General features: G+C 75.6%; 19 protein-coding genes and 1 pseudogene. 18 read left to right on the top strand and 2 right to left on the bottom strand.

Going from position 1 to position 25038, the window contains the following annotated elements:
• Positions 1–52 precede the first annotated feature (52 nt).
• Positions 53–694 (bottom strand): GAP family protein, encoded by a 642-nt coding sequence (locus tag GC157_08495; GenBank protein MBI1377504.1) that lies wholly within the window; start codon positions 692–694, stop codon positions 53–55.
• 297 nt (positions 695–991) lie between these two features.
• On the opposite strand from GC157_08495, the gene hisF reads away from it, so the two are divergent.
• The gene (gene hisF / locus GC157_08490) at positions 992–1783 is read left to right on the top strand and encodes an imidazole glycerol phosphate synthase subunit HisF (GenBank protein ID MBI1377503.1); all 792 of its coding nucleotides are present in this window, start codon (positions 992–994) and stop codon (positions 1781–1783) included.
• Between the two features lie 192 nt (positions 1784–1975).
• Here the strand turns inward: hisF and GC157_08485 are convergent, their stop codons facing one another.
• On the bottom strand, positions 1976–2617 hold the full coding sequence (locus tag GC157_08485; GenBank protein ID MBI1377502.1) for a TIGR03085 family protein: 642 nt from the start codon (positions 2615–2617) through the stop codon (positions 1976–1978).
• A gap of 2362 nt (positions 2618–4979) precedes the next feature.
• Here GC157_08485 and GC157_08480 point away from each other — a divergent pair.
• The 17 genes and pseudogenes from GC157_08480 to gltD all read left to right on the top strand — a co-directional run bounded on the left by GC157_08480 (position 4980) and on the right by gltD (position 24973).
• Positions 4980–5192, top strand: a pseudogene (locus tag GC157_08480) (carbohydrate kinase).
• A gap of 1555 nt (positions 5193–6747) precedes the next feature.
• Entirely contained in the window at positions 6748–7137 is a 390-nt protein-coding gene (hisI, locus tag GC157_08475; GenBank protein ID MBI1377501.1) for a phosphoribosyl-AMP cyclohydrolase, read from the top strand.
• Positions 7134–8708: an anthranilate synthase component I gene (locus tag GC157_08470; protein ID MBI1377500.1), complete on the top strand. Its 1575-nt coding sequence runs from the start codon at positions 7134–7136 to the stop codon at positions 8706–8708. The genes hisI and GC157_08470 overlap by 4 nt, the downstream gene beginning before the upstream one ends.
• Positions 8636–9598, top strand: coding sequence for a hypothetical protein (locus GC157_08465; protein MBI1377499.1), 963 nt, complete (start codon positions 8636–8638; stop codon positions 9596–9598). Before GC157_08470 ends, GC157_08465 begins: the two co-directional genes overlap by 73 nt.
• Positions 9595–9813: a hypothetical protein gene (locus GC157_08460; protein MBI1377498.1), complete on the top strand. Its 219-nt coding sequence runs from the start codon at positions 9595–9597 to the stop codon at positions 9811–9813. The genes GC157_08465 and GC157_08460 overlap by 4 nt, the downstream gene beginning before the upstream one ends.
• A 194-nt stretch (positions 9814–10007) precedes the next feature.
• The gene (locus tag GC157_08455) at positions 10008–10709 is read left to right on the top strand and encodes a response regulator (protein MBI1377497.1); all 702 of its coding nucleotides are present in this window, start codon (positions 10008–10010) and stop codon (positions 10707–10709) included.
• A gap of 40 nt (positions 10710–10749) precedes the next feature.
• Positions 10750–12150, top strand: a complete 1401-nt coding sequence (locus tag GC157_08450) for a HAMP domain-containing protein (protein MBI1377496.1) — start codon at positions 10750–10752, stop codon at positions 12148–12150.
• Between the two features lies 1 nt (position 12151).
• On the top strand, positions 12152–12592 hold the full coding sequence (locus GC157_08445) for a DUF2752 domain-containing protein (GenBank protein MBI1377495.1): 441 nt from the start codon (positions 12152–12154) through the stop codon (positions 12590–12592).
• A gap of 83 nt (positions 12593–12675) precedes the next feature.
• Positions 12676–13485 carry an indole-3-glycerol phosphate synthase TrpC gene (gene trpC / locus GC157_08440; protein ID MBI1377494.1) on the top strand — a complete coding sequence of 270 codons (810 nt, stop codon included), beginning with the start codon at positions 12676–12678 and terminating at the stop codon, positions 13483–13485.
• 10 nt (positions 13486–13495) lie between these two features.
• Entirely contained in the window at positions 13496–14749 is a 1254-nt protein-coding gene (gene trpB, locus GC157_08435) for a tryptophan synthase subunit beta (protein ID MBI1377493.1), read from the top strand.
• Positions 14746–15540 (top strand): tryptophan synthase subunit alpha, encoded by a 795-nt coding sequence (locus tag GC157_08430; GenBank protein ID MBI1377492.1) that lies wholly within the window; start codon positions 14746–14748, stop codon positions 15538–15540. The genes trpB and GC157_08430 overlap by 4 nt, the downstream gene beginning before the upstream one ends.
• 169 nt (positions 15541–15709) lie before the next feature.
• Positions 15710–16252, top strand: coding sequence for a DoxX family membrane protein (locus tag GC157_08425; GenBank protein MBI1377491.1), 543 nt, complete (start codon positions 15710–15712; stop codon positions 16250–16252).
• Positions 16249–17061 (top strand): thioredoxin domain-containing protein, encoded by an 813-nt coding sequence (locus GC157_08420; GenBank protein ID MBI1377490.1) that lies wholly within the window; start codon positions 16249–16251, stop codon positions 17059–17061. The genes GC157_08425 and GC157_08420 overlap by 4 nt, the downstream gene beginning before the upstream one ends.
• Complete coding sequence (locus GC157_08415; GenBank protein ID MBI1377489.1) at positions 17058–18110, top strand: prolipoprotein diacylglyceryl transferase; 1053 nt, start codon at positions 17058–17060, stop codon at positions 18108–18110. Before GC157_08420 ends, GC157_08415 begins: the two co-directional genes overlap by 4 nt.
• Positions 18111–18197: 87 nt before the next feature.
• Positions 18198–18839: a hypothetical protein gene (locus GC157_08410; GenBank protein ID MBI1377488.1), complete on the top strand. Its 642-nt coding sequence runs from the start codon at positions 18198–18200 to the stop codon at positions 18837–18839.
• Between the two features lie 151 nt (positions 18840–18990).
• On the top strand, positions 18991–23526 hold the full coding sequence (gltB, locus tag GC157_08405) for a glutamate synthase large subunit (protein ID MBI1377487.1): 4536 nt from the start codon (positions 18991–18993) through the stop codon (positions 23524–23526).
• Positions 23519–24973: a glutamate synthase small subunit gene (gene gltD / locus GC157_08400; protein MBI1377486.1), complete on the top strand. Its 1455-nt coding sequence runs from the start codon at positions 23519–23521 to the stop codon at positions 24971–24973. Before gltB ends, gltD begins: the two co-directional genes overlap by 8 nt.
• Positions 24974–25038: the final 65 nt, after the last annotated feature.

The raw sequence follows: 25038 nt of genomic DNA, 5'->3' as shown, positions 1-25038 counted from the left end.
GACGCCGGCTGTCGGACGACGGGCGGCGCGGCCCGCCGCGGCCCGTCGTCGGTCAGAGACCCTGGACGCCCTTGAGCGCCACGAGCAGTCCGAGGACCACCAGCACGACGGCCATCACCGCGGTGTGGTGCGCGGTGAGCCAGTCCTTCGCCACGCCCAGGGGGCGCAGCACGCGCTCGCCCAGCACCGCGTAGGTGAGCACGGGGACCGCGACGGTGATCGACCCGACGAGCGTGAACACGGCCACCTCGGCCGCCTCCGCCCAGCCGCTCGCGTCGCCGCTGCTGATGGCGATGCCGGCGGCGGCGGCGATCACCACGATCTTCGGGTTGGCGGCCGAGAGCAGCAGGCCCAGCCGCAGCGCCGAGCGCGGCGTCGCCGTCTCCAGCGACCGCATCCAGGCCGGTGTCTCGGCCGGCTCGTCGCGGCGCAGCCACTGCCGGGCGCCGAGGACGACGAGCACCAGGCCGAGCACCACGCGCGCCCACGACGCCCAGGTGGGCGTGCCCTCGCCCGAGAGGACCTCGGGGATGAGCACGAACACCGTCGAGACCAGCAGGATGCCGCCGCTCCACCCGGCCAGGAAGGCCAGCGACGTCGGCCGGGCCCGCTCGGTGAACAGCAGCAGGATCGCCGGGATGATCGGGAACGGCGACGCCGCCACCGCGAGCGCGAGCGTCAGCACCTCGCCCATCCGGCCTCCTCCACCGCCGCCGCGCCGGGCTGGTCGGCACCCGCTCGGGTACCGCGCGTCCCGTCGCACGAGCCCGGCTCCGTGCGCGGGCGGGCCCGATCCTGTCAGCGACCCGGGCCGAGGGCGCGCACGGCACCCCGAACCCGCCCCGCTGGATCCGTCGTTACTGCCCGAAAGCGCGGAGACGCGGCCGTTCTCCGGTCATTCCGGCAGTAACGACGAGGTGGTCCGGGGCGGGGGTGTCCGGCCCGTGGTACGCCGGGGAGCGCGCCGGCGCGGCTGCGTAGGCTCCGGGGCGTGAGTCTGGCCGTGCGGGTGATCCCCTGCCTCGACGTCGACGCGGGCCGCGTGGTCAAGGGCGTCAACTTCGTCGACCTGCGTGACGCCGGCGACCCGGTCGAGCTGGCCCGCGCCTACGACGCGCAGGGCGCCGACGAGCTGGTCTTCCTCGACATCACCGCGAGCAGCGGCGACCGCGAGACCACCTACGACGTCGTGCGGCGCACGGCCGAGCAGGTGTTCATCCCGCTCACCGTCGGGGGCGGTGTGCGCGGCGTCGACGACGTCGACCGGCTGCTGCGCGCGGGGGCCGACAAGGTGGGCATCAACACCGCGGCCATCGCCCGACCGGAGCTGCTGCACGAGGCCGCGCAGCGCTTCGGCGCCCAGTGCATCGTGCTCTCGGTCGACGCGCGGCGCTGCCCCGAGGGCGTGCGCACCGACTCCGGCTGGGAGGTCACCACGCACGGCGGCCGCCGCTCCACCGGCATCGACGCCGTCGCCTGGGCCGCGCGCGCCGCCGAGCTCGGCGCGGGGGAGATCCTGCTCAACTCGATGGACGCCGACGGCACCAAGGACGGCTACGACCTCGCGCTCATCCGCGCCGTGCGCGCCGCGGTGACCGTGCCGGTGATCGCCAGCGGCGGCGCGGGCCGGCTCGAGGACTTCGCCCCGGCGGTGGAGGCGGGCGCCGACGCCGTGCTGGCCGCGAGCGTCTTCCACTTCGGCGACCTGCGCATCCCGCAGGTGAAGGCCGCCCTCGAGCAGGCCGGGCACCCGGTACGGCGTCCCGTCGTCCAGCCGGGCTGACGGGCGCACGCGGGCGCCCTCGGCCAACGCGCCTCGAGCGGGAGAGGCGTCAGCGGGGGAGCGGCGTCCGGGCAGGACGCGGCGTCCGCGGGCACGCGACGTCCTCGGGACGTGCGGGGTCGGCGGGACGTGCGGGGTCGACGGGGAGGCGAGGTCCGCGGGACGTGCGGGGTCGGCGGGGACAGTGCCAGGTCAGCGCGGGAAGCTGAGGAAGGCGGTGACCTCCGGGCCGCCGCCGCGCACCTCGAGGCCGCGGGTGAGCCGGCCGTAGCACGCCAGCACGATCTCGCCCACCGGACCCACGAGGCGCACCACGGGCTCGCCGCCGCGCAGCCGCACCTCGCGACCGGCGTCCGGCCCGTCCGTCGGGGTGGCCATCACGCCCACGGGGCTGCGGCGCAGCAGCCACCGGGAGCCGTCGCGCAACCGAGACCACAGCTGGTCCGAGGTCGGCGCGTCGAGCTCGCGCGGCTCCCAGCCGTCCTGGGCGCGGCGCACGTCCTCGTGGTGCACGAAGAACTCGATCGTGTTCGTCGCCCCGTCGACCGGGGCCAGCGCCTGGGGCGACCAGCGGGGCGGGCCCTGGCGGACCGACTCCACCAGCGACGCGAAGTCCTGCCGGGCCGTGTCGGACTGCACGCGCCCCGTCCATGGCGCCACGGGCGGCAGCACGATCCCGAGCGCGGCGTCGGGGCGGTTCTCGCGGATGACGAGGTGGGCGGCGAGGTCGCGGGTGGTCCACCCCGAGCACAGCGTGGCGGCGTCCGGCCCGGTCGCGAGAAGCAGGTCGCACAGGGCGTCCCGCTCGGCCTGGGCCGTCGCGTTGGCGGGCACCGGCGCGGCAGCGGGACTGGAGGTCACCCCGCCACCCTAGGCAGGGACCGGGCCCGCCACGACCGGTGGCCCCTGCCGCCGCCCGGGGCGCCCGGTCGTGGCGCGCACGGGCGGGATCCGGGCTGCGGCGTCCCCCCGGTGCCGGCCGGGCCCGGTTCGTGGTTGGTCCGTCCGGGGTCCCGGCGACCGCCCGGGCGCGGTCCGGGCGTCAAGGTGGTGGCCGGACGTGTCGAGTCCCTCGGGGAGGACGGGTGCCGCCCGGCCCCGCGCAGAGGAGCACGACCATGGCCGACCCGGGCTACGACTTCTTCGCCATCGGCACGCCCGACGACGGGACCGGCCCTGCCGACGACGGGCAGGGCTCGCCCGCTCCTGCACCCTCGCGCGCCGTCGACCGCTTCGGCATCCCGCTCGACGCCGTGTCCGCACCGGTCACCGCCGTCGACCCCGGAGTGGTCGAGGCCGCCCCGGACATCGACCGGGTGCTGCACGAGGCCTACTCGGTGCAGGTCAACCGCTTCGGGATCCCCGTCGACGTCGAGGGCGCCGCCCCGGCCACACCGATCCTGCCGCCGCCGGCCCCGCTGCCGCCCTTCGCGGCGCCGCTGCCCGGGTCCGACCCGACCGCGCGGCTGACCGAGGAGCAGCGGCTCGCGCTCGCCGTCGGCACCCCCGAGGCGGAGCCGGTCCGGCCGGCCGCGCCGGCGCAGGTCCCGAGCCCGACTCCGTACCCCGCTGCACCGTCGTCGGCGGCCCCCGCGACGCACGTCCCGCAGCCACCGGCACCGGAGTCGGCGGCCCCTGAGCCGGAAGCCCGTGAGTCGGCGGCCCCCGAGCCGGCGGCCCCGGACCTCCCGCCGGCACCGGTGGCGTCGGACGCCCCCGAGGTCTCGGCGTCCGACGAGGCGGTGGGAGTTCTCGCCGCGGTCGCTCCCGACGCTGTCACCTCCGAGGCCGACGTGCCCGAGGCCGTCGTGCCCGAGGCCGTCGTGCCCGAGGTGGCGGCGGAGGGGGGCGCGCCGGAGCCCGGTCCATACCTGCCCGAGCCCGCGGCCGGGCTGGCCCCGATGCCTGAGGCTGTCGTGCCGGAGGCTGTCGTCCCCGTGGCTGCGGTCCCGGAGGCGGTCGAGTCCGAGGCCGACGTCGCGGCGGTTCCGCTGGCGGAGTCCGTGCCGGAGCCGGGGCCGTACCTGCCCGAGCCCGGGTCCGAGACCGCCGCTGCGCCCGAGCCCGAGGCGAGCGCCGTCGAGGTGCCGGTGGCGGAGTCCGTGCCGGAGCCCGGTCCGTACCTGCCCGAGCCTGCCGAGGCGCTGGTCGCTGCGGCCGGCCCCGAGATCGTCGGTCCCGAGGCGAGCGCCATCGAGGTGCCGGTGGCGGAGTTCGTACCGGCGCCCGGCCCGTACCTGCCCGAGCCCGTGTCCGAGACCGCCCCCGCACCCGAGCCCGAGGTGGGCACCATCGAGGCGCCGGTGGCGGAGGTCGTGCCGGAGCCCGGTCCGTACCTGCCCGAGCCTGCTGAGGCGCTGGTCGCTGCGGCCGGCCCCGAGATCGTCGTTCCCGAGGCGGTCGGGTCGGACGTGCCGGTGGCGGAGTCCGTGCCGGAGCCCGGTCCGTACCTGCCCGAGCCTGCCGAGGCGCTGGTCGCTGCGGCCGACCCCGAGATCGTCGTTCCCGAGGCGGTCGGGTCGGACGTGCCGGTGGCGGAGTCCGTGCCGCAGCCCGGTCCGTACCTGCCCGAGCCCGCGGACGAGCCGGCCGCGGGGCCTGAGGCGGTCGTGGCTGAGGCTGTCGACCCGGTGGCTGCGGTCGCCGAGCCGGCCGCCGAGGAGGTCGTGTCCGGGCCGGCCGTGCCGGACGTGCCGGTGACGGCGAGCGTGCCCGAGCCGGGCCTCTACCTGCCCGAGCCCGCCGCCGAGCCGGTCGCTGCCGCCGAGTCCGTGACCGTGGCCCCCGAGGCTGTCGTGCCTGAGGTCGTCGTCCCTGCGGTTGCGGTCGCCGAGCCGGTCGTGGCCGAGGAGGTCGTGTCCGAGGCGGTCGTGTCGGAGACGCCGGTGACGGTGAGCGTGCCGGAGCCCGGTCCGTACCTGCCCGAGACCCAGGCCGTCGCCCCCGAGGTCGTCGCGCCTGTGGCTGTCGTCCCTGTGGCTGCGGTCCCGGAGCCGGTCGTGGCCGAGGCCGTCGTCGCGGAGGTGCCGCCGCCGGCGAGCGTGCCGGAGCCGGGTCCGTACCTGCCCGAGCCCGCCGCTGAGCTCGTGCCCGCGGCCGGGCCCGAGGCTGTCGAGCCCGAGGAGCTCGCCGTCGACGTGCCGGTGGCGGAGCTCGTGCCGGAGCACGGTCCGTACCTGCCCGAGCCCGACGCAGAGCCGGTCGCTGCGGCCGACCCCGAGATCGTCGTCCCCGACGCCGTCGTCGCGGAGGTGCCGGCGCCGGTGAGCGTGCCGGAGCCGGGCCCCTACCTGCCCGAGCCCGCCGCCGAGCTCGTCCCCGCGGCCGGGCCCGGGACCGTTGTGCCCGAGGCGGTCGTGCCCGAGCCTGTCGCGCCTGCGGCTGCGGTCGAGGTCGCCGAGCCGGTCGCAGCGGAGGCCGTCGTCGCGGAGGTGCCGGTGAGCATGCCGGCGCCGGGTCCGTACCCGCCCGCGCCCGACGCTGAGGAGGTCGTGTCCGAGGCGGCCGTCGCCGAGGCCGTCGTCGCGGACGTGCCGGTGCCGGTGAGCGTGCCCGAGCCGGGCCCCTACCTGCCCGAGCCCGCCGCCGAGCTCGTCCCCGCGGCCGGGCCCGAGGCTGTCGAGCCCGAGGAGCTCGCCGTCGACGTGCCGGTGGCGGAGCTCGTGCCGGAGCACGGTCCGTACCTGCCCGAGCCCGACGTGGAGCCGGTCGCTGCGGCCGACCCCGAGATCGTCGTCCCCGACGCCGTCGTTGCGGCCGCTGCCGTCCCCGAGCCGGTCGTGGCCGAGGCCGTCGTCGCGGAGGTGCCGGTGGCGGTGGGCGTGCCGGAGCCGGGGCCGTACCTGCCCGAGCCCGCCGCCGAGCCGGTCGCTGCGGCCGAGCGGGCACCCGACCCGATCCCCGTGCAGCAGAGCGCCCCCGCGATGCCCGAGCCGTCGGCAGAGCCGGCGTTCGCGTCGTGGCCCGGGTCCGACCCCGGGGCCGCGGCGAGCGTGCCCGCGCCGGCCGTCGCCGCCGCGAGCGCCCCGGCGAGCGTGGCCGCTCCGGTCGCGACGGTGGCCGCCGGCATGCCGGTCGCGGCCGCCGCCGCGTCGACCCTGCTCGTCCCCGACCCCGCCGGCGCGACCGGGACGCTGCTGGCCGAGCCGCCGACCCCGGCCGCACCGACCCCGGCCGCGCCGGTGCCCCCCGCCCCCGCGGAGGCCGGGTACCAACCGGGCGCCGTGAACCGGTTCGGCACGCCGATCGACCTGCCCGCCGTCCCCACCGGGCCCTACGCCGCTCCCGGGATCGCCGGGGCCGCCGTGGCGGCGCCGGGTCCGGTGAGCCCCTGGGACTCCGTCGCACCGGGTCCGATGTCGCCCCACGTCGCAGGGGACGCGCACCCCGCCCCGGGCCGGATCCCCGGCGGCGTGACCGCCGCCGGCGTCATCGGCATCGTGGAGGGCGCGATCACGCTGGTCGTCGGCGTCCTCGCCGTGCTGGCCTACCTCTCGCTCGCCCACGACCTCGACACCCTCAACCGGGCGATCGCGAGCGGCGACGGCACCCTCACGGTCTCGGTCTCCTCGCTCGTGCTCGTGGGGGCCCTCGTGCTGCTCGCGGACGGCGCGGTCTACCTCGCCTGCGGGGTCGCCGCGGTGCGCGGACGGCGCTGGGGCGCGTGGGTGCTGCTCGTCCTGAGCGGGCTCAACCTGCTCTGGTCGGTCGGCACGCTGCTCACGGGCAACGGCTCGCTCATCTCGTTCGTGGTCACGCTCGCGCTCTCCGGCTCGGTCGTCGCGCTGCTGCTGCGCGGCGACGCGCGGTCCTGGCTGCTCTCGGCCTGATCCGGCAGCCGCGCCGGCGCGCCCGGCACACCCGGCGCAGGTGGTCGCTCCCGGCCGCCGTCCGGGACGGCGCCGACGGCCCGCGGACGGCCCGGGCCCTCGGGGCGCGAAACGGGCTCGCCCCCGCACGGCACAATGGCGCCCGTGGAGCAGGTCGCGTTCGACGCCGAGCAGTGGGAGGCCGTGCGCGCGCGGCTTCGTCCCGACCCCCAGACGGGCCTCGTCGCGGCGGTGGCCCAGCAGTGGGACACCGGCGAGGTGCTCATGCTGGCCTGGATGGACGCCGAGGCGCTGCGCCGCACCCTCACCACCGGCCGCGCGACGTACTGGTCGCGCTCGCGGCAGGAGTACTGGGTGAAGGGCGACACCTCCGGCCACGCCCAGCACGTGCGCTCCGTGCGCCTCGACTGCGACGGCGACGCCGTCCTGCTCGCGGTCGACCAGGTGGGCGCCGCCTGCCACACGGGCGAGCGCACCTGCTTCGACGCCGACCTCCTGCTCGACCTCGCCGGGAGCAGCTCGTGACCGCCACCGCCGAGCCCTACGCCGCCACGTTCGCCGGGTCGGCCTCGCCCGACCTCGACACCTTCCGGGTCCTCGCCCGCGACCGCCGGGTGATCCCAGTGGTGCGCCGGCTGCTCGCCGACGGCGAGACCCCCACGGGCCTCTACCGCAAGCTCGCGGGGGAGCGCGCCGGCACGTTCCTGCTCGAGTCCGCCGAGCACGGGCGCTCGTGGTCGCGCTACTCGTTCGTCGGCGTGCGCTGCGCCGCGATGCTCACCGAGACCGGCGGCGAGGCCCGCTGGTACGGCAACGCCCCGGTCGGGCTGCCCACCACGGGCGACCCCGTGCAGGCCCTGCGCGACACCATCGCGGCCCTGCACACCGAGCGCCTGCCCGGGCTGCCGCCGCTCACCGGCGGGATGGTCGGCTACCTCTCCTACGACGTCGTGCGGCGCTGGGAGCGGCTGCCCGACGCCAACCCGGACGAGCTCGGCGTGCCGGAGCTCGCGATGCTGCTCGCCACCGACCTCGCCGTGCTCGACCACCACGACGGGTCGGTCCTGCTCATCGCCAACGCGATCAACTACGACGCCACCGACGAGCGCGTCGACGAGGCGTGGCACGACGCCGTCGCCCGGCTCGACGCGATGCAGGCCGACCTCGCCCGCAGCTCCGCGGCGTCGGCGTCCACCTACGACACCACGGCGACCGTGGAGGTGTCGGCGCGGTCGACGCCCGAGGACTTCCAGGCCGGGGTCGAGGCGTGCAAGGAGCACATCCGCGCGGGCGACGCCTTCCAGATCGTGCTGTCGCAGCGCTTCTCCGCGCCGTGCCCGGCGTCGTCGCTGGACGTCTACCGGGTGCTGCGCGTGACCAACCCCAGCCCCTACATGTACCTGCTCCGCGTGCCCGTGCGAACGGCCGACGGGTCGCTGTCCGACGAGGTCGCCTTCGACGTCGTCGGGTCCTCGCCCGAGGCGCTGGTGAAGGTCGAGGAGGGGCGCGCGCTGCTGCACCCCATCGCCGGCTCGCGCCCCCGGGGCGCAACCCCGGAGGCCGACAACGCACTCGCCGACGAGCTGCTCGCCGACGAGAAGGAGCGCGCCGAGCACCTCATGCTCGTCGACCTCGGCCGCAACGACCTCGGCCGGGTGTGCGCGCCGGGCACGGTCGAGGTGATCGACTTCATGTCGGTCGAGCGCTACAGCCACATCATGCACATCGTCTCGACGGTGGTCGGCCGGGTCGCCCCCGGCCGCACGGCGTACGACGTGCTCGCGGCGACCTTCCCGGCGGGCACGCTCTCGGGCGCGCCCAAGCCGCGCGCGATGGAGATCATCGACGACCTCGAGCCGGTGCGCCGCGGCATCTACGGCGGCGCCATCGGCTACCTCGACTTCGCCGGCGACCTCGACACCGCCATCGCGATCCGCACCGCGGTGGTCAAGGACGGCGTCGCGTACGTGCAGGCCGGGGCCGGCCTCGTGGCCGACTCCGTCCCGGAGACCGAGCACGTCGAGTGCGTGAACAAGGCCGCGGCGGTGCTGCGCGCCGTCGCCATGGCCTCGACGATGCGGACGGCGGGCGCGTGACCCAGCCGGACGCCGCTGGCTCCGCCACGACCGGGCCTGCACCGGGCCGCGACCGCAGCTACGCCCTCGCGCTGGTGCTGCTCGCGGTCGGCGCCGGCGCACTGCTGCTCTCGGCCGGACGGGTGTGGGCCAGCGCCGCCGTCGGCGGGGCCGGTCTGCCCACCCTCGCCGTCGCGGTGACCGGATCCGACGTCGCGCCGGCCCTCTCGGCGCTCGCTGTGCTGGCGCTGGCCGGGGTGGCGGGCCTGGTCGCCACGCGCTCGCGCGGCCGCGTCGTCGTCGGCGCGCTGCTGGTGCTCGCCGGTGCCGGAACGGCGTGGATCGCGGTGCAGTTCGCGCTCACGGCCTCGGGCGCCACCGGCGCCGGGGCGACGATCGCGCAGGTGGTGGCCGAGCGCACCGGCTCGCCCGCCGGCGCGGTCGTGGTCGGCTCGCTGTGGTGGCTGGTCGCGCTGCTCGGAGGCGTGCTGGTCGCCGCCGCCGGGGTGCTGGCCCTGCTGCGCGGCGGCGGCTGGCCGCAGATGGGCCGGCGCTACGAGCGCGACGGCGCGCAGCCGGCCGCGCCCGGGCCGCGGGCCGCGCGACCGGAGTCGGCCTGGGACCAGCTCGACCGCGGGGTCGACCCCACCCTGGACGCCGACACCGACGCCGACGCCGACCCCGACGCGGACACCGACACCGCGCCGCGCTCCGCACCCGCGGACGCTCCCGCGAACGCGCCCGTCGACGAGGCCGCCGCCGGCGCGGGCCACCCGTCGGCCGAGGCACCCGGCACGGGCGACGGCGGGCCGGCGGGGACCGACGCCGCCGCGACGGCGCGGCCCGGCCCCGCGCCGCGGACCGGGTCTGACATGATGGCGCCGACGACCGTCGAGGAGGGACCACGATGACCGCCGAGCACGAGGACCACGGCAACACCCCCGCTGCGTGGACCGCCGTCACGATCATCATGATCGCGTTCGTCATCGGCGCCATCGCCGTCCTCACGGACAACTGGACCCTGTTCTGGATCGGCGCCGTCGGTCTCGCCGTGGTCGGCGCGGTCGTCGGCAAGGTCATGTCGATGGCGGGCCTGGGCAAGCAGGCCGAGAGCGCCGAGCACTGACCCGCGCGCCGCACCCGGCGCCGCACACCGCCGCGCCGCACCGCGCGGTCGCACCCGCCTCGTCCCGACCCGGCGGCCACGGCACGCCGGCCGCGACCGGCCTCCCACCGTCCCGTCGTCCCGTGACCCGGTCCTGACACGACTCGTACACGCGCTGAGCGGTCCCGTGACCCGGCTCTGACACGCTGGGACGCGTGAGCACCCCGGGGTCCGAGCGCGGCCTCGTCCTGGTCGTGGAGGACGAGGCCTCCATCGCCGACCTGCTCCGGATGTACCTCGCGCGCGAGGGCTACGGCGTCCACGTCGAGCGCGACGGCCGGGCCGGCCTGGCCGCCGCCCGGTCGCTGGCCCCGGTGGCGGTCGTGCTCGACGTCGGGCTGCCCGAGCTCGACGGCACCGAGGTGTGCCGCGCGCTGCGGGCCGAGGGCGACTGGGTGCCGGTGCTGTTCTGCACGGCGCGCGACGACGAGATCGACCGCGTGCTCGGCCTCGAGCTCGGCGCCGACGACTACATCACCAAGCCGTTCTCGCCGCGCGAGGTGGTGGCGCGGGTGAAGTCGGTGCTGCGCCGCGCCGACGGGCCGGCCACGGCCTCGGCGCCGCTCGCCGTCGGCGAGGTCACCGTCGACCGCGGCACCCGGCGGGTCGCCGTGGCGGGCCGCGACGTCGAGCTGACCGCCACCGAGTTCGACCTGCTCGCGCACCTCATGCGGTCGCCGGGGCGGGTGTTCACCCGCGAGCAGCTGCTCAGCGAGGTGTGGGGCTACGCCGCCGTGGTGGGCACGCGCACCGTCGACGTCCACGTCGCCCAGGTGCGCGCGAAGCTCGGCGCGGCCAGCCCGATCCGCACCGTGCGCGGCGTGGGCTACAGCGCCGACCCGCGCGGCGGGGCGTGAGCCGGTGAGCGTCCCGCCGTCCCCGGCGGCCGGGTACGCCGTGCCCGCGCCCCCGCCCGCCGCGGCCCCGCGCCGGCGGCCGAGCCTCACCCGCCAGTTCGCCCTCACCACCTCGCTGGTCGCGGTGGTGGCGGTCGTGGTCGCGGCACTGGTGTCGATCCCGCTGGTGTCGCGCGCGAGCGAGGCGCAGGCCCGCGACACCCTGGCCCGCGAGGCCGACCTCGTGGTCGATGTCGTGGCGCGCGCCGAGAACGACCCGGTAGGCTCCGGACTGGCCCGGTGGCGCGCGGCGCTCGTGGCTCAGGGCATCACCGTGCAGGTGGTCCGCCCGCGCCGTCCGCCGCAGCCGCCGGTGACGGCGGCGGACGTCGCCGTCACGGCGGCGGGCGGCAGCGTCAGCGACGTGCGGGGCGGCGACGGCGGCACCGTCTACGTCGAGGGCCGCCAGGTCAGCTCCGGGGTGTCGGTCTTCCTCGTGCAGGACGCCGCGGTGGCCGGCTCGCAGGCCGGGCTGGCGCTGCGCCGCCTCGCCCTCGCCCTGCTCGCGGGTCTCGTCGTCGCGGCGCTGCTCGGCTACGTGGTGGCCCGTCGTGTGGTCCGGCCGCTGCGCGACGCGGCGGAGGCCGCGCACCGGCTCGCCGACGGCGCGCGCGACGTCGCCCTCGTGCCGGACGGTCCCGCCGAGGTCGCGTCGGTGGGGGAGTCGATCAACCGGCTCTCCGGGGCGCTGGCCTCCAGCGAGAGCCGCCAGCGCGACTTCCTGCTCTCCGTGTCGCACGAGCTGCGCACACCGCTGACGGGCATCAAGGGATACGCCGAGGCCCTCGCCGACGGCGTCGTGGCGCCCGGCGAGGTGCCGCGCACCGGTGCCACCCTGCTGCGCGAGTCCGAGCGCCTCGACCGGCTCGTGGCCGACCTGCTCGATCTCGCCCGCCTCGGGGCGGCCGACCTGCGCCTCTCACCGGTGGACGTCGACCTCGCCGCGCTGGGCGCCGACGCCGCCGCCGTGTGGTCGGCCCGTTGCGAGCGCGAGGGCGTGGTGTTCGTGCCGGAGCTGCCCGCGACACCGCTGGTGGTGCGCACGGACCCGCTGCGCGTGCGCCAGATCGTCGACAACCTGGCCGAGAACGCGCTGCGCGTCACGCCGTCCGGGCGCCCGCTCGTGCTGTCCGTGCGCCCGGAGACGTGGGGCGCCGCGGTCGAGGTGCGCGACGGCGGCCCCGGCCTCACCCCGGACGACGTCGCGGTCGCGTTCGAGCCGGCCGCGCTCTTCGAGCGCTACCACGGCGTCCGCCAGGTCGGCACCGGCGTCGGGCTGGCGCTGGTGGGGCGGCTGGCAGCACGGCTCGGCGGCCGGGCCTACGCCGGCAACGCACCCGAGGGCGGCGCGCGGATCGGTGTCGCGCTGCCGCACGCCCCCGCCGGCGCCTACCCTTCCTGACATGAGCCCGCGCACCCGGCGCCTGGCCGGCCCGCTCCTGGTCGGCGGCGCGGTGCTGCTGGGCACGGCCTACGTGGGCCTGGTCGACCCGAACCAGCCCGGCCACTACCCGCTGTGCCCCACCAAGGCGCTCACCGGGCTCGACTGCCCGTTCTGCGGCGGGCTGCGCAGCGTGCACGCGCTGGCGCACGGCGACGTGGCCGGCGCCCTCTCGCACAACGCGCTCGTGGTGCTGCTCGCCGTGCCGGCGCTGGTGCTCTGGGTGCGGTGGCTGCGCCGGGCCTGGACCGGCGAGCCCCCCCGACCGGTGTCCGCGCGGCTGAGCCCCGCCGCGAGCAGGGCCCTGCTCTGGACCGCCACGGCGGTGGTGCTGGCCTTCACCGTCGCGCGCAACATCGACGCCGTGCCCGCGCTGGCCTGGCTGGGCTCGGCCACGGTCTAGGACGACGACGTCGGCCCGGTCGCGGGCCGCACCTCGCGCGCCCCCGGCGAAACCGGGTCGACCCCGACGGCTAGCCTCGTCGCATGACGGTGCTCGACGACATCCTGGACGGCGTCCGCGCCGACCTCGCCGAGCGTCAGGCGCGGACCACCCTCGACGAGCTCAAGGAGCTGGCCGCGGCCCGCCCGCCGGCCCTCGACGCCGAGGCCGTGCTGCGCGGCGACGGCGTCTCGGTCATCGCGGAGGTCAAGCGCTCCAGCCCGAGCAAGGGCGCGCTGGCGGCGATCGCCGACCCGGCCGCGCTGGCCCTCGACTACCAGGCCGGCGGCGCCCACGTGATCAGCGTGCTCACCGAGGGGCGGCGCTTCGGCGGGTCGCTCGACGACCTCGCGGCCGTGCGGGCCGCGGTCGACGTCCCCGTGCTGCGCAAGGACTTCATCGTCAGCAGCTACCAGCTGTGGGAGGCGCGGGCCCACGGCGCCGACGTCGCGCTGCTCATCGTCGCCGCCCTCGAGCAGGAGGCGCTGGTGTCGCTCGTGGAGCGCGCCCGCAGCCTCGGGCTCACCCCGCTCGTCGAGGTGCACGACACCGAGGAGGTGGCCCGCGCGCTCGACGCCGGCGCCACCGTGGTGGGCGTCAACGTCCGCAACCTCAAGACCCTCGAGGTCGACCGCGAGACCTTCGCCCGGGTCGCTCCGTCGATCCCGTCGTCGTGCGTGCGCATCGCCGAGTCCGGCGTCCGCGGCCCCCACGACCTGCTCGCCTACGCCCACGCGGGTGCGGACGCCGTGCTGGTGGGGGAGAGTCTCGTCACCGGGGGCGACCCGCGCACCGCGGTGCACGACCTCGTCACCGCCGGCGCGCACCCCGCGGTGAAGAACGCCCGAGGCTGACGGAGGCCCCATGACCACCACGCACAGCGACCCGGACTCCGCCGCTGCGCAGGTCCCCGACCCCGCCGGCCACTTCGGCCGCTACGGCGGACGGTTCGTGCCCGAGGCGCTCATCGTCGCCCTCGACGAGCTCGACGCCGCCTTCCGCGCCGCGCAGGCCGACCCGGCGTTCCACGCGGAGCTCGCCGGGCTGCTCGCGTCGTACACGGGCCGCCCGAGCCCGCTCACGGACTGCCCGCGCTTCGGCGCGCACGCCGGCGGGGCGCGCGTCCTGCTCAAGCGCGAGGACCTCAACCACACCGGGTCGCACAAGATCAACAACGTGCTCGGCCAGGCGCTGCTCACCGTCCGCATGGGCAAGAAGCGGGTCATCGCCGAGACCGGTGCGGGGCAGCACGGCGTCGCCACGGCCACCGCGGCCGCGCTGATGGGCCTCGAGTGCGTGGTCTACATGGGCGAGGAGGACACCCGGCGCCAGGCGCTCAACGTCGCGCGCATGCGCCTGCTCGGGGCCGAGGTCGTGCCCGTGCGGGCCGGCAGCCGCACCCTCAAGGACGCCATGAACGAGGCCATGCGCGACTGGGTCACCAACGTCGAGGACACCCACTACCTCATCGGCACGGTCGCCGGCCCGGCGCCGTTCCCGGAGATGGTGCGCGAGTTCCAGAAGGTGATCGGCGTCGAGGCCCGGGCCCAGGTGCTCGAGCTCGTCGGCCGGCTGCCCGACGCCGTCACCGCCTGCGTCGGCGGCGGCTCCAACGCGATCGGCATCTTCTCGGGGTTCGTCGACGACCCGGGCGTGGCGCTGCACGGCTACGAGGCGGGCGGCGAGGGGGTCGAGACCGGGCGGCACGCCGCCACGATCACCGGCGGCTCCGTGGGCGTGCTGCACGGCACCCGCTCGTACGTCCTCCAGGACGACGACGGGCAGACGATCGAGTCGCACTCGATCAGCGCCGGGCTCGACTACCCGGGCGTGGGGCCCGAGCACGCCTGGCTGGCCGACACGGGCCGGGCGCACTACTCCGCGGTGACCGACACCGAGGCGATGGACGCGTTCCGCCTGCTGTGCCTCACCGAGGGGATCATCCCGGCCATCGAGACGGCGCACGCGCTCGCCGGCACCCTGCGGCTGGGCCGCGAGCTCGGGCCCGACGCGGTCATCGTCGTGAACTGCTCGGGCCGCGGCGACAAGGACGTCGAGACCGCGAGCCGGTGGTTCGGCCTGCTCGAGGGCGAGCGCGCACCGGAGGGGCGGGCGTGAGCCGCCTGCACGAGACCTTCGCCGCGGCGAGGGCCGAGAACCGTGCCGCGCTCGTCGGCTACCTGCCCGCCGGCTTCCCCGACGTCGACGGCGCGATCGACGCCATCCGGGTGATGGTCGAGAACGGCGTCGACATCGTGGAGATCGGGCTGCCCTACAGCGACCCGCTGATGGACGGGCCCACGATCCAGGCGGCGGCCGAGGCCGCCCTGCGGGGCGGCGTCACCACCTCGCTCGTGCTCAAGACCGTCGAGGCGGTCGCGGCCACGGGCGCGCCCACCCTCGTGATGACCTACTGGAGCCCGGTCGAGCGCTACGGCGTCGAGCGCTTCGCGACCGACCTCGCGGCAGCCGGCGGCGTCGGCGTCATCACCCCGGACCTCACCCCCGAGGAGGCCGGGCCGTGGATCGCCGCCACGGACGCCGCGGGCCTCGACCGCGTGTTCCTGGTCGCGCCGAGCTCCACCGAGGAGCGGATCGGCGTGGTCTGCGGGATCACCACGGGGTTCGTCTACGCCGCGAGCCTCATGGGCGTCACCGGCGTCGCGTCCGTGTCGGCCGCGGCGCCGGCCCTCGTGGCCCGCACCCGGCCGCACACGTCGCTGCCGGTGGCCGTGGGCCTCGGCGTGACCACCGCCGAGCAGGCCGCCGACGTCGCCGCCTACGCCGACGGGGTGATCGTGGGCTCGGCGTTCGTGCGCCGCCTGCTCGACGCGCCCACGCGGGCCGAGGGGATCGCCTCCGTGGGCCGCCTGGCGGCCGAGCTCGCGCAGGGCGTGCGCCGCCGCTGACCGGTCCGGCAGCCCGTCCGGGGCGCCCGGAGGTGGCCGGGACGGCGGCCGCCGCCGTCGCACGGCACCGCTGGGGGAGCGCCACGGGGAACTCCGGCGGCCGCCGGGCCGTCCGACACGGGGACGCAGCACGGGGCCCCGGGGCACGGGGGGACGGGACTGGTGAGGGATGATCGGGCACGTGAGTCCTGACGTCCGTGCCTGGATCGGCACCGCCCTGCGCCTCGTCCTGGCCGGGATCCTGTTCTGGTCCGGGCTGGCCAAGCTGCTCGAGTCCAACGACGCGCGCCGCGAGGCGATCCTCGCCTACCGCGTGTTCCCGGCGTCGTGGGTCGACTTCCTCGGCTGGGCGCTGCCCGGCGTCGAGGTGCTGCTCGCCGTGCTGCTCCTCGTCGGGCTGTTCACCCGCTGGGCCGCACTGGGCACCGCCCTGCTGATGCTCGGGTTCATCCTCGGCATCTCCAGCGTGTGGATCCGCGGCTACTCGATCGACTGCGGCTGCTTCGGCGGCGGCGGCGACGTGAGCGAGGAGGGCAAGGTCTGGCGCTACACCTCCGAGCTGCTGCGCGACTTCCTGTTCATGGGGATGGCCGTGTGGCTTGTGGCGTGGCCCCGCACCAAGCTCTCGCTCGACGGCGAGCCGTTCGACCCGGACGCCTACGACGACGACCTGACCGATGACCCCTCCGCGCTCGAGGAGCCGACCCGATGAGCCCCGCCCCCAAGGAGAGCAAGCGCACGACCAAGGAGAAGGCCGCCGCGGCGCGCGCCGCGGCCGAGGCCGAGCAGCGCCGCCGCGACCGGCGCGTGCGCATCCTCGGCGGCATCGCCGTGGTCGTCGCCGTCGGCCTGATCTTCGGCGCCGTCTACTGGAACAACTCCCAGCAGTCGAGCGCCGGCACCACCAGCGGCACCGTGGCCGACGCCGCCGTGCCCACGGGGGTCCTCACCGGCACCGGCTCCACGCCCTGGGGCGTGCCGTACAACACCGCCGCCGGCAAGCCGACGCTGGCCATCTGGGAGGACTTCCAGTGCCCCAGCTGCGGGCAGTTCGAGCAGACCCACGGCGCGGACGTCGTGAAGATGGCCGACGAGGGCAAGGTCAACCTCGTGTGGCGGCCCACGGCGTTCCTCGACGCCCGGTTCGCCGCCACGAGCCCCAACCCCAACTCCTCGCTGGCCGCGGCCATGGCCTGGGGCTGCGCGATCGACGCCGGCAAGGCGCAGCAGTACCACTCGGTGGTGTTCCACAACCAGCCGGCCAACGAGGGCGACGGCTACTCGCAGGCCCAGCTGCTCGACTTCGGCAAGCAGGCCGGCATCACCGGTGACGCCTACACGACGTTCGAGACCTGCGTGCAGAGCGGCATCTACCGCGACTGGGTCAACAACTCCTACCAGGCGTTCCAGGACGACGGCGTCCCCGGCACCCCCACCGCGTACCTCAACGGCACCGAGGTGCCGTCGGCGACGCTCAACGACATGACCGCGCTGGCCAAGCTCATCGCCGACAACTCGTGAACCTGCTCGCCTCGATCCCCAGCCCGCCGGAGGGCGTCTGGTACCTCGGGCCGCTGCCCGTGCGCGCCTACGCGCTGTGCATCCTCGCCGGGATCGTCGTCGCGGTCTGGATCGGCAACCGCCGCTGGGTGGCCCGCGGCGGTCGCCCCGGGCTGGTCACCGACGTCTCGGTGTGGGCGGTGCCGTTCGGGATCATCGGCGGCCGGCTCTACCACCTCGTCACGGACTGGCAGATCTACCTCGGCGAGGGCGGCAAGGGCTGGCTGGCCATGTTCCGCATCTGGGACGGCGGCCTCGGCATCTGGGGCGCCGTCCTGCTCGGCGGCGTGGGCGCGTGGATCGGCGTGCGCCGTCGCGGGATCCCGCTGCCGCCCTTCGCGGACGCGATCGCCCCGGGCATCGTCATCGCCCAGGCGATGGGCCGGTTCGGCAACTACTTCAACCAGGAGCTGTTCGGGCGGCCCACGGACCTGCCGTGGGGCCTGGAGATCGACCTGGCGCACCGCCCGCCGGGCTACGAGCAGTTCGCCACCTACCACCCGACCTTCCTCTACGAGTCCCTGTGGTGCCTCGGCGTGGCCGCCGTCGTCGTGTGGGCCGACCGCCGCTACCGCATGGGCCACGGCCGGGTCTTCGCGCTCTACGTGATGCTCTACTCGATCGGGCGCGCGTGGATCGAGTCGCTGCGCATCGACGAGGCGCACCACTTCTTCGGCATCCGGCTCAACGTGTTCACCGCCCTCGTGGTGGCGCTCGGGGCGCTGGTCTACCTCGTGGTGTCCCGGCGGATGCGGCCCGGTCGCGAGACCCCGGCCGAGCTCGACCCCCGGTACGCCGCCGGGACGGGCACCGGCGACGGCCTCGAGGGAGCGCCCGCAGGGGGCGCCGACGCGACGGAGGACCCCGACCCGGACGACCGCGCCGAACCCGCCGACCCCGATGGCCCTCGCGACGGCGTGGAGGCGGCCGCCGCGGCGACCCGTGCGGAGCGCACCGCGCCCGGGCCGGGCGGCTCGGCCCCGGACGCCGAGGACGCCGCCGGACGGTAGCGTCCTCCTGTGAGCGGTAACCCACCCCCCGCCGACCACCACCGCGACGTCACCGGCGGCTGGCTGCGGCCAGCCGTCTTCGGCGCCATGGACGGGCTGGTCTCCAACTTCGCCCTGATGGCCGGCGTCGCCGGAGGCACGGCGGCCGCCGACGCCGGCGGACGCACGGCCGTCGTGCTCGCAGGCCTGGCGGGCCTGGCCGCCGGCGCCTTCTCCATGGCCGCCGGCGAGTACACCTCGGTGGCCTCCCAGGCCGAGCTGGCCGAGCAGGAGTTCGAGAACGAGCGGCTCGAGCTGCGCCGCAACGCCGAGGGCGAGGCCAAGGAGCTCGCCCAGATCTGGGTGAGCCGCGGCGTCGACCAGGACCTCGCGGAGCGGATGGCCGAGCAGCTCGGCCGCAACCCCGACGCCGCCCTGGAGGTGCACGCCCGCGAGGAGCTCGGGATGGCCCCCGGCGAGCTGCCCAACCCGTGGCTGGCGGCCGGCTCGTCCTTCCTGGCCTTCGCGGTCGGGGCCCTGGTGCCGCTCGTGCCCTACCTGTTCGGCGCCCAGAGCCTGGTGGCCTCGGCGGTGCTGTCGGTGATCGGGCTCTTCCTGGCCGGCGTCCTGGTCTCGCAGGTCACGGCCCGGTCGTGGCTGTTCTCGGGCACCCGCCAGCTCATCGTCGGCGTCCTCGCCGCGGTGGTCACCTACGGCGTCGGCCACGTGGTGGGCTCCACCCTGGGCTGAGACGCTCCTGCGACACGGACGGGGCCCGCCCGGTGTGATCCGGGGGAGCGCGTCGGTTACGCTCCACGCCAGCAGTGCGGCCAATGTCGTCCCCTGCCCGACCACCGGCCCGAGCGGCCGACGCCAGTCGAGCGAGACGACGGGAGGGCCCATGCGGTCCGCAGCTCCCGCCCCCCAGGGCCTCTACCACCCCGAGCACGAGCACGACGCCTGCGGCGTCGCCTTCGTCGCCCGGCTGTCCGGCGAGCCGTCGCACGAGATCGTGCGGCAGGCCATCACGGCCCTGGAGAACCTCGAGCACCGCGGCGCCTCGGGCTCGGAGCCGGACTCCGGCGACGGCGCCGGCATCCTCACCCAGGTCCCGCACGAGTTCCTGCGCGAGACCTTCGCCGAGCTCGGCGTCGAGCTGCCCGGCCCGGGCGCCTACGCCGTCGGCATCGCGTTCCTCCCCGTGGAGGACGCCGAGGCCGCGGCCGAGGTGGCCCGGATCGAGGAGCTCGCGGAGGAGGAGGGGCTCGCCGTCGTCGCCTGGCGCGACCTGCCCACCGACGCCACCGGGGTCGGCGCCACGGCCGCCTCGGTCATGCCACGCTTCCGCCAGCTGGTCGTGACCGCACGCGCCGGCCGTGTCGTCGGGCTCGCGCTGGAGCGGATGGCGTTCTGCCTGCGCAAGCGGGCCGAGCACGAGACCGACGTCTACTTCCCGTCGCTGTCGGCCCGCACCATCGTCTACAAGGGCATGCTCACGACCGGGCAGCTCGCCACCTTCTTCCCGGACCTGCTCGACCCGCGCTACGCCTCGGCGCTCGCGCTCATCCACTCGCGGTTCTCCACCAACACGTTCCCGAGCTGGCCGCTGGCGCACCCCTACCGCCTCATCGCGCACAACGGCGAGATCAACACCGTCAAGGGGAACCGCAACTGGATGCGCGCCCGCGAGGCGCGGCTGGCCAGCGACCTCATCCCCGGCGACATCTCGCGGCTGTTCCCGATCTGCACCCCGGGCGGGAGCGACTCGGCGTCCTTCGACGAGGTGCTCGAGCTGCTCCACCTCGCCGGGCGCAGCCTGCCCCACGCGGTGCTCATGATGATCCCGGAGGCGTGGCAGAACCACACCGAGATGGACCCCGCCCGTCGGGCGTTCTACGAGTTCCACGCCACGCTCACCGAGCCGTGGGACGGCCCGGCCGACGTCGCCTTCACCGACGGCACCGTCATCGGCGCCGTGCTCGACCGCAACGGGCTGCGCCCGGGCCGCTACTGGGTCACCGACGACGGGCTCGTCGTGCTGGCCTCCGAGGCCGGCGTGCTCGACATCGCGCCGGAGCACGTCGTGCGCAAGGGCCGGCTCCAGCCGGGCCACATGTTCCTCGTGGACACCGAGAAGCACCGCATCGTCGAGGACGACGAGATCAAGGCCGAGCTCGCCTCGGAGGCGCCCTACGACGAGTGGCTGCACGCCGGCGTGATGCACCTCGACTCGCTGCCCGAGCGCGAGCACATCGTGCACACCCACGAGAGCGTGCTGCGCCGTCAGCAGTCCTTCGGCTACACCGAGGAGGAGCTGCGGGTCATCCTCGCGCCGATGGCCCGGTCGGGGGCCGAGGCGATCGGCTCGATGGGCACCGACACGCCCATCGCGGTGCTCAGCCAGCGCCCGCGCCTGCTCTTCGACTACTTCCAGCAGCTGTTCGCCCAGGTGACCAACCCGCCGCTGGACGCGATCCGCGAGGAGCTGGTGACCTCGCTGTCGAGCCACATCGGCCCCGAGCTCAACCTGCTCGACGCGACGCCGTCGCACTGCCGGCAGGTGATCCTGCCGTTCCCGGTGATCGACAACGACGAGCTGGCGAAGATCCTGCACATCAACGCCGACGGCGACCTCCCGGGCTTCGCCGCGACGAAGATCAAGGCCCTCTACGAGGTCGACGGCGGCGGCGCGGCGCTCGAGGCCCGGCTGGACGAGATCTGCACGGAGGTCTCCGCCGCGATCGCCGACGGCAAGCGCTTCGTCGTGATCTCCGACCGCGACTCCGACTCCGACCTCGCGCCGATCCCGTCGCTGCTGGTGACCGCTGCGGTGCACCACCACCTCGTGCGGTCCAAGGAGCGCACCTACGTCTCGCTGGTGGTCGAGGCCGGCGACGTCCGCGAGGTGCACCACGTCGCGCTGCTCATCGGGTACGGCGCCGCGGCGATCAACCCCTACCTCGCGATGGAGACCGTCGAGGACCTCGCGCGTCAGGGCGTCGTCACCGGCATCGCGCCGGAGAAGGCCGTCCGCAACCTGGTCAAGGCGCTCGGCAAGGGCGTGCTCAAGGTCATGAGCAAGATGGGCATCTCGACCGTGGCGTCCTACCGCGGGGCGCAGGTGTTCGAGGCCATCGGGCTCGCGCCCTCCGTGGTCGACCGCTACTTCACCGGCACCACCTCGCGGCTCGGCGGCGTCGGGCTCGACGTCATCGCCGAGGAGGTCGGACGCCGGCACGCCGTGGCCTACCCGCCCACCGGGATCTCGCCGGCGCACCGGCGCCTCGACGTGGGCGGCGAGTACCAGTGGCGCCGCGAGGGCGAGCAGCACCTGTTCGACCCGGAGACGGTGTTCCGGCTCCAGCACGCCACGCGCTCCGGCCGCTACGACATCTTCAAGCAGTACACCGCCCGCGTCGACGAGCAGTCCGAGCGCCTCATGACGCTGCGCGGCCTGTTCCGCTTCAAGGAGGGCGTGCGCGAGCCGGTCCCGATCGAGGAGGTCGAGCCCGCGGCGGACATCGTGCGGCGGTTCTCGACCGGCGCGATGTCCTACGGCTCCATCTCCGGCGAGGCGCACGAGACGCTCGCCATCGCGATGAACCGGCTCGGCGCCAAGTCCAACACCGGCGAGGGCGGCGAGGACCCGGAGCGGTTCGAGCCGCTGCCGGACGGCGACTCCAAGCGGTCGGCGATCAAGCAGGTGGCCTCGGGACGCTTCGGCGTCACCAGCCACTACCTGGTCAACGCCGACGATCTCCAGATCAAGATGGCCCAGGGGGCCAAGCCGGGTGAGGGCGGCCAGCTGCCCGGCCACAAGGTCTACCCGTGGATCGCGAGGACGCGGCACTCCACGCCCGGCGTCGGGCTCATCTCGCCGCCGCCGCACCACGACATCTACTCGATCGAGGACCTCGCCCAGCTCATCCACGACCTGAAGAACGCCAACCCCCAGGCGCGGGTGCACGTCAAGCTCGTGGCCGAGGTCGGGGTGGGCACGGTGGCTGCGGGCGTCGCGAAGGCGCACGCCGACGTCGTGCTCATCTCCGGGCACGACGGCGGCACCGGCGCCTCGCCGCTGACCTCGCTCAAGCACGCCGGCGGTCCCTGGGAGCTCGGGCCCGCGGAGACGCAGCAGACGCTGCTGCTCAACGGGCTGCGCGACCGCGTCGTGGTGCAGACCGACGGTCAGCTCAAGACCGGCCGCGACGTCGTCATCGCCGCCCTGCTCGGCGCCGAGGAGTTCGGCTTCGCGACCGCACCGCTCGTGGTGATGGGCTGCGTGATGATGCGGGTCTGCCACCTCGACACCTGCCCGGTCGGCGTCGCTACCCAGAACCCCGTGCTGCGCGAGCGCTTCAACGGGAAGCCGGAGTTCGTCGAGCAGTTCTTCCTCTTCCTCGCCGAGGAGGTCCGCGAGCACCTCGCCGCGCTCGGCTTCCGCTCGGTGGCCGAGGCGGTCGGGCACGCGGAGCTGCTCGACACGGCGGCGGCCCGGGCGCACTGGAAGGCGGAGGGGCTCGACCTCACCCCGGTCCTGCACGTGCCCGACCTGCCCGAGGGCGCCGCCCGCCGCAACACCACCGGCCAGGACCACGGGCTGGAGAAGGCCCTGGACAACGAGCTGATCGCGCTGGCCGCGGATGCGCTGGAGACCGGTGCGCCCCTGCGGGCGCAGCTCCCGGTCCGCAACGTCAACCGCACCGTCGGGACGATGCTCGGGTCGCAGGTGAGCCGGCGCCACGGCGGCGAGGGCCTACCGGACGGCACCATCGACGTCACGTTCACCGGCTCGGCCGGCCAGTCCTTCGGGGCGTTCCTGCCCCGCGGGATCACCCTGCGGCTCGAGGGCGACAGCAACGACTACGTGGGGAAGGGCCTGTCCGGCGGGCGCATCGTCGTGCGGCCGGACCGCTCGGCCACGTTCGTCGCCGAGGAGAACGTGATCGCCGGCAACGTCATCGCCTACGGTGCGACCGCGGGCGAGCTGTTCCTGCGCGGAGTCGTAGGGGAGCGCTTCTGCGTGCGGAACTCCGGGGCGTCCGCGGTGGTCGAGGGGGTCGGCGACCACGGCTGCGAGTACATGACCGGCGGCGTGGCCGTGGTGCTCGGGCCGATCGGCCGCAACTTCGCGGCGGGCATGTCCGGCGGCGTCGCGTACCTGCTCGACGCGCTGCCGGGCCGGGTCAACCCCGAGATGGTCGACCTCGTGCCCCTCGACGACCAGGACGTCGCGGTGCTGCGCGACCTCGTCGTCCGCCACCAGGAGGAGACCGACAGCGAGGTGGCCGCCGCGCTGCTCGCCGAGGACGACCTCGCCTCCCGGTTCACCAAGGTCATGCCCCGCGACTACGCCCGCGTCCTGGAGGCCCAGGCCGCGGCGGAGCGCGAGGGCCGTGACGTCCAGCTCGCCGTGATGGAGTCGACCCATGGCTGACCCGAAGGGCTTCCTCACCACCGGCCGGGAGACCCCGGTCCGCCGCCCGGTGGACGTGCGCATCCGCGACTGGCGCGAGGTCTACGAGCCGTTCCCCGCCGACCACCTCGAGAAGCAGGCCGGGCGGTGCATGGACTGCGGCATCCCCTTCTGCCACAACGGGTGCCCGCTGGGGAACATCATCCCCGAGTGGAACGATCTGGTGTGGCGCGGCGACTGGCGAGGTGCCAGCGAGCGGCTGCACGCGACAAACAACTTCCCGGAGTTCACCGGCCGGCTCTGCCCGGCCCCGTGCGAGACGGCCTGCGTGCTCGGCATCAACGCCGACCCGGTGACCATCAAGCAGGTCGAGGTCGAGATCGTCGACCGCGCCTGGTCGGAAGGCTGGGTCACGCCGCAGCCGGCGCCGCGCCAGTCCGGCAAGACGGTCGCCGTCATCGGGTCCGGCCCGGCCGGTCTGGCCGCGGCCCAGCAGCTGGCCCGGGCCGGGCACACGGTAGCGGTCTTCGAGCGCGCTGACCGCGTCGGCGGGCTGCTGCGCTACGGCATCCCCGAGTTCAAGATGGAGAAGCGCCACCTCGAGCGGCGCATCGCCCAGATGCAGTCGGAGGGCGTCAAGTTCCGCGCCGGCGTCGACGTCGGCACCGACGTCACGGGGTCGGACCTGCGCCGCCGCTACGACGCGGTGGTGGTCGCGGTGGGTGCCACGCAGTGGCGCGACCTTTCGGTCCCCGGGCGCGAGCTCGCCGGCGTGCACCAGGCCATGGAGTACCTGCCCGGCGCCAACCGCGTGCAGGAGGGCGACCTCGACCAGGCGCCCATCGACGTCGCCGGCAAGCACGTCGTCATCATCGGCGGCGGCGACACCGGCGCCGACTGCCTCGGCACCGCGCACCGCCAGGGCGCGCTGTCGGTCACGCAGCTGGAGATCCTGCCGATGCCGCCCGAGCACCGCCCGGCGGCACAGCCCTGGCCCACCTACCCGATGACCTACAAGGTCACCAGCGCCCACGAGGAGGGCGGCGAGCGGGTCTACGCGGTGTCCACCGTGCGGTTCCTCGACGACGGCGCCGGCCATGTGCGGGCGCTCGAGCTGGTCGAGGTCGAGCCGCGCGACGGCCGCTTCGAGCCGGTGCCGGGCACCGAGCGCGAGATCCCGGCCGACGCGGTGTTCCTCGCGATGGGCTTCACCGGCCCGGAGCGGGGCCCGCTGCTCGAGCAGCTCGGCGTCGAGCTCGACGAGCGCGGCAACGTGCGCCGCGACCGCCACTACATGTCCAGCGAGGACGGCGTCTTCGTCGCCGGCGACGCCGGCCGCGGCCAGTCGCTCATCGTCTGGGCGATCGCCGAGGGCCGCTCGGCCGCGGCCGGGGTCGACCGCTGGCTCTCGGGTGCCACGAACCTCCCGGCCCCGATCCCGCCCACCGCCCGCCCGCTCGTCGTGTGAGCGGCCCGCAGGCGACACCCGTCCCACCCCTCACCCCTGCAAGCGCTTCCAGATAGGGTTCCCCC

The sequence above is a fragment of the Frankiales bacterium genome (assembly GCA_016125335.1).
In the GTDB taxonomy this organism is placed as follows: domain Bacteria; phylum Actinomycetota; class Actinomycetes; order S36-B12; family CAIYMF01; genus Longivirga.
This window is presented reverse-complemented; position numbering and strand designations above follow the sequence as displayed.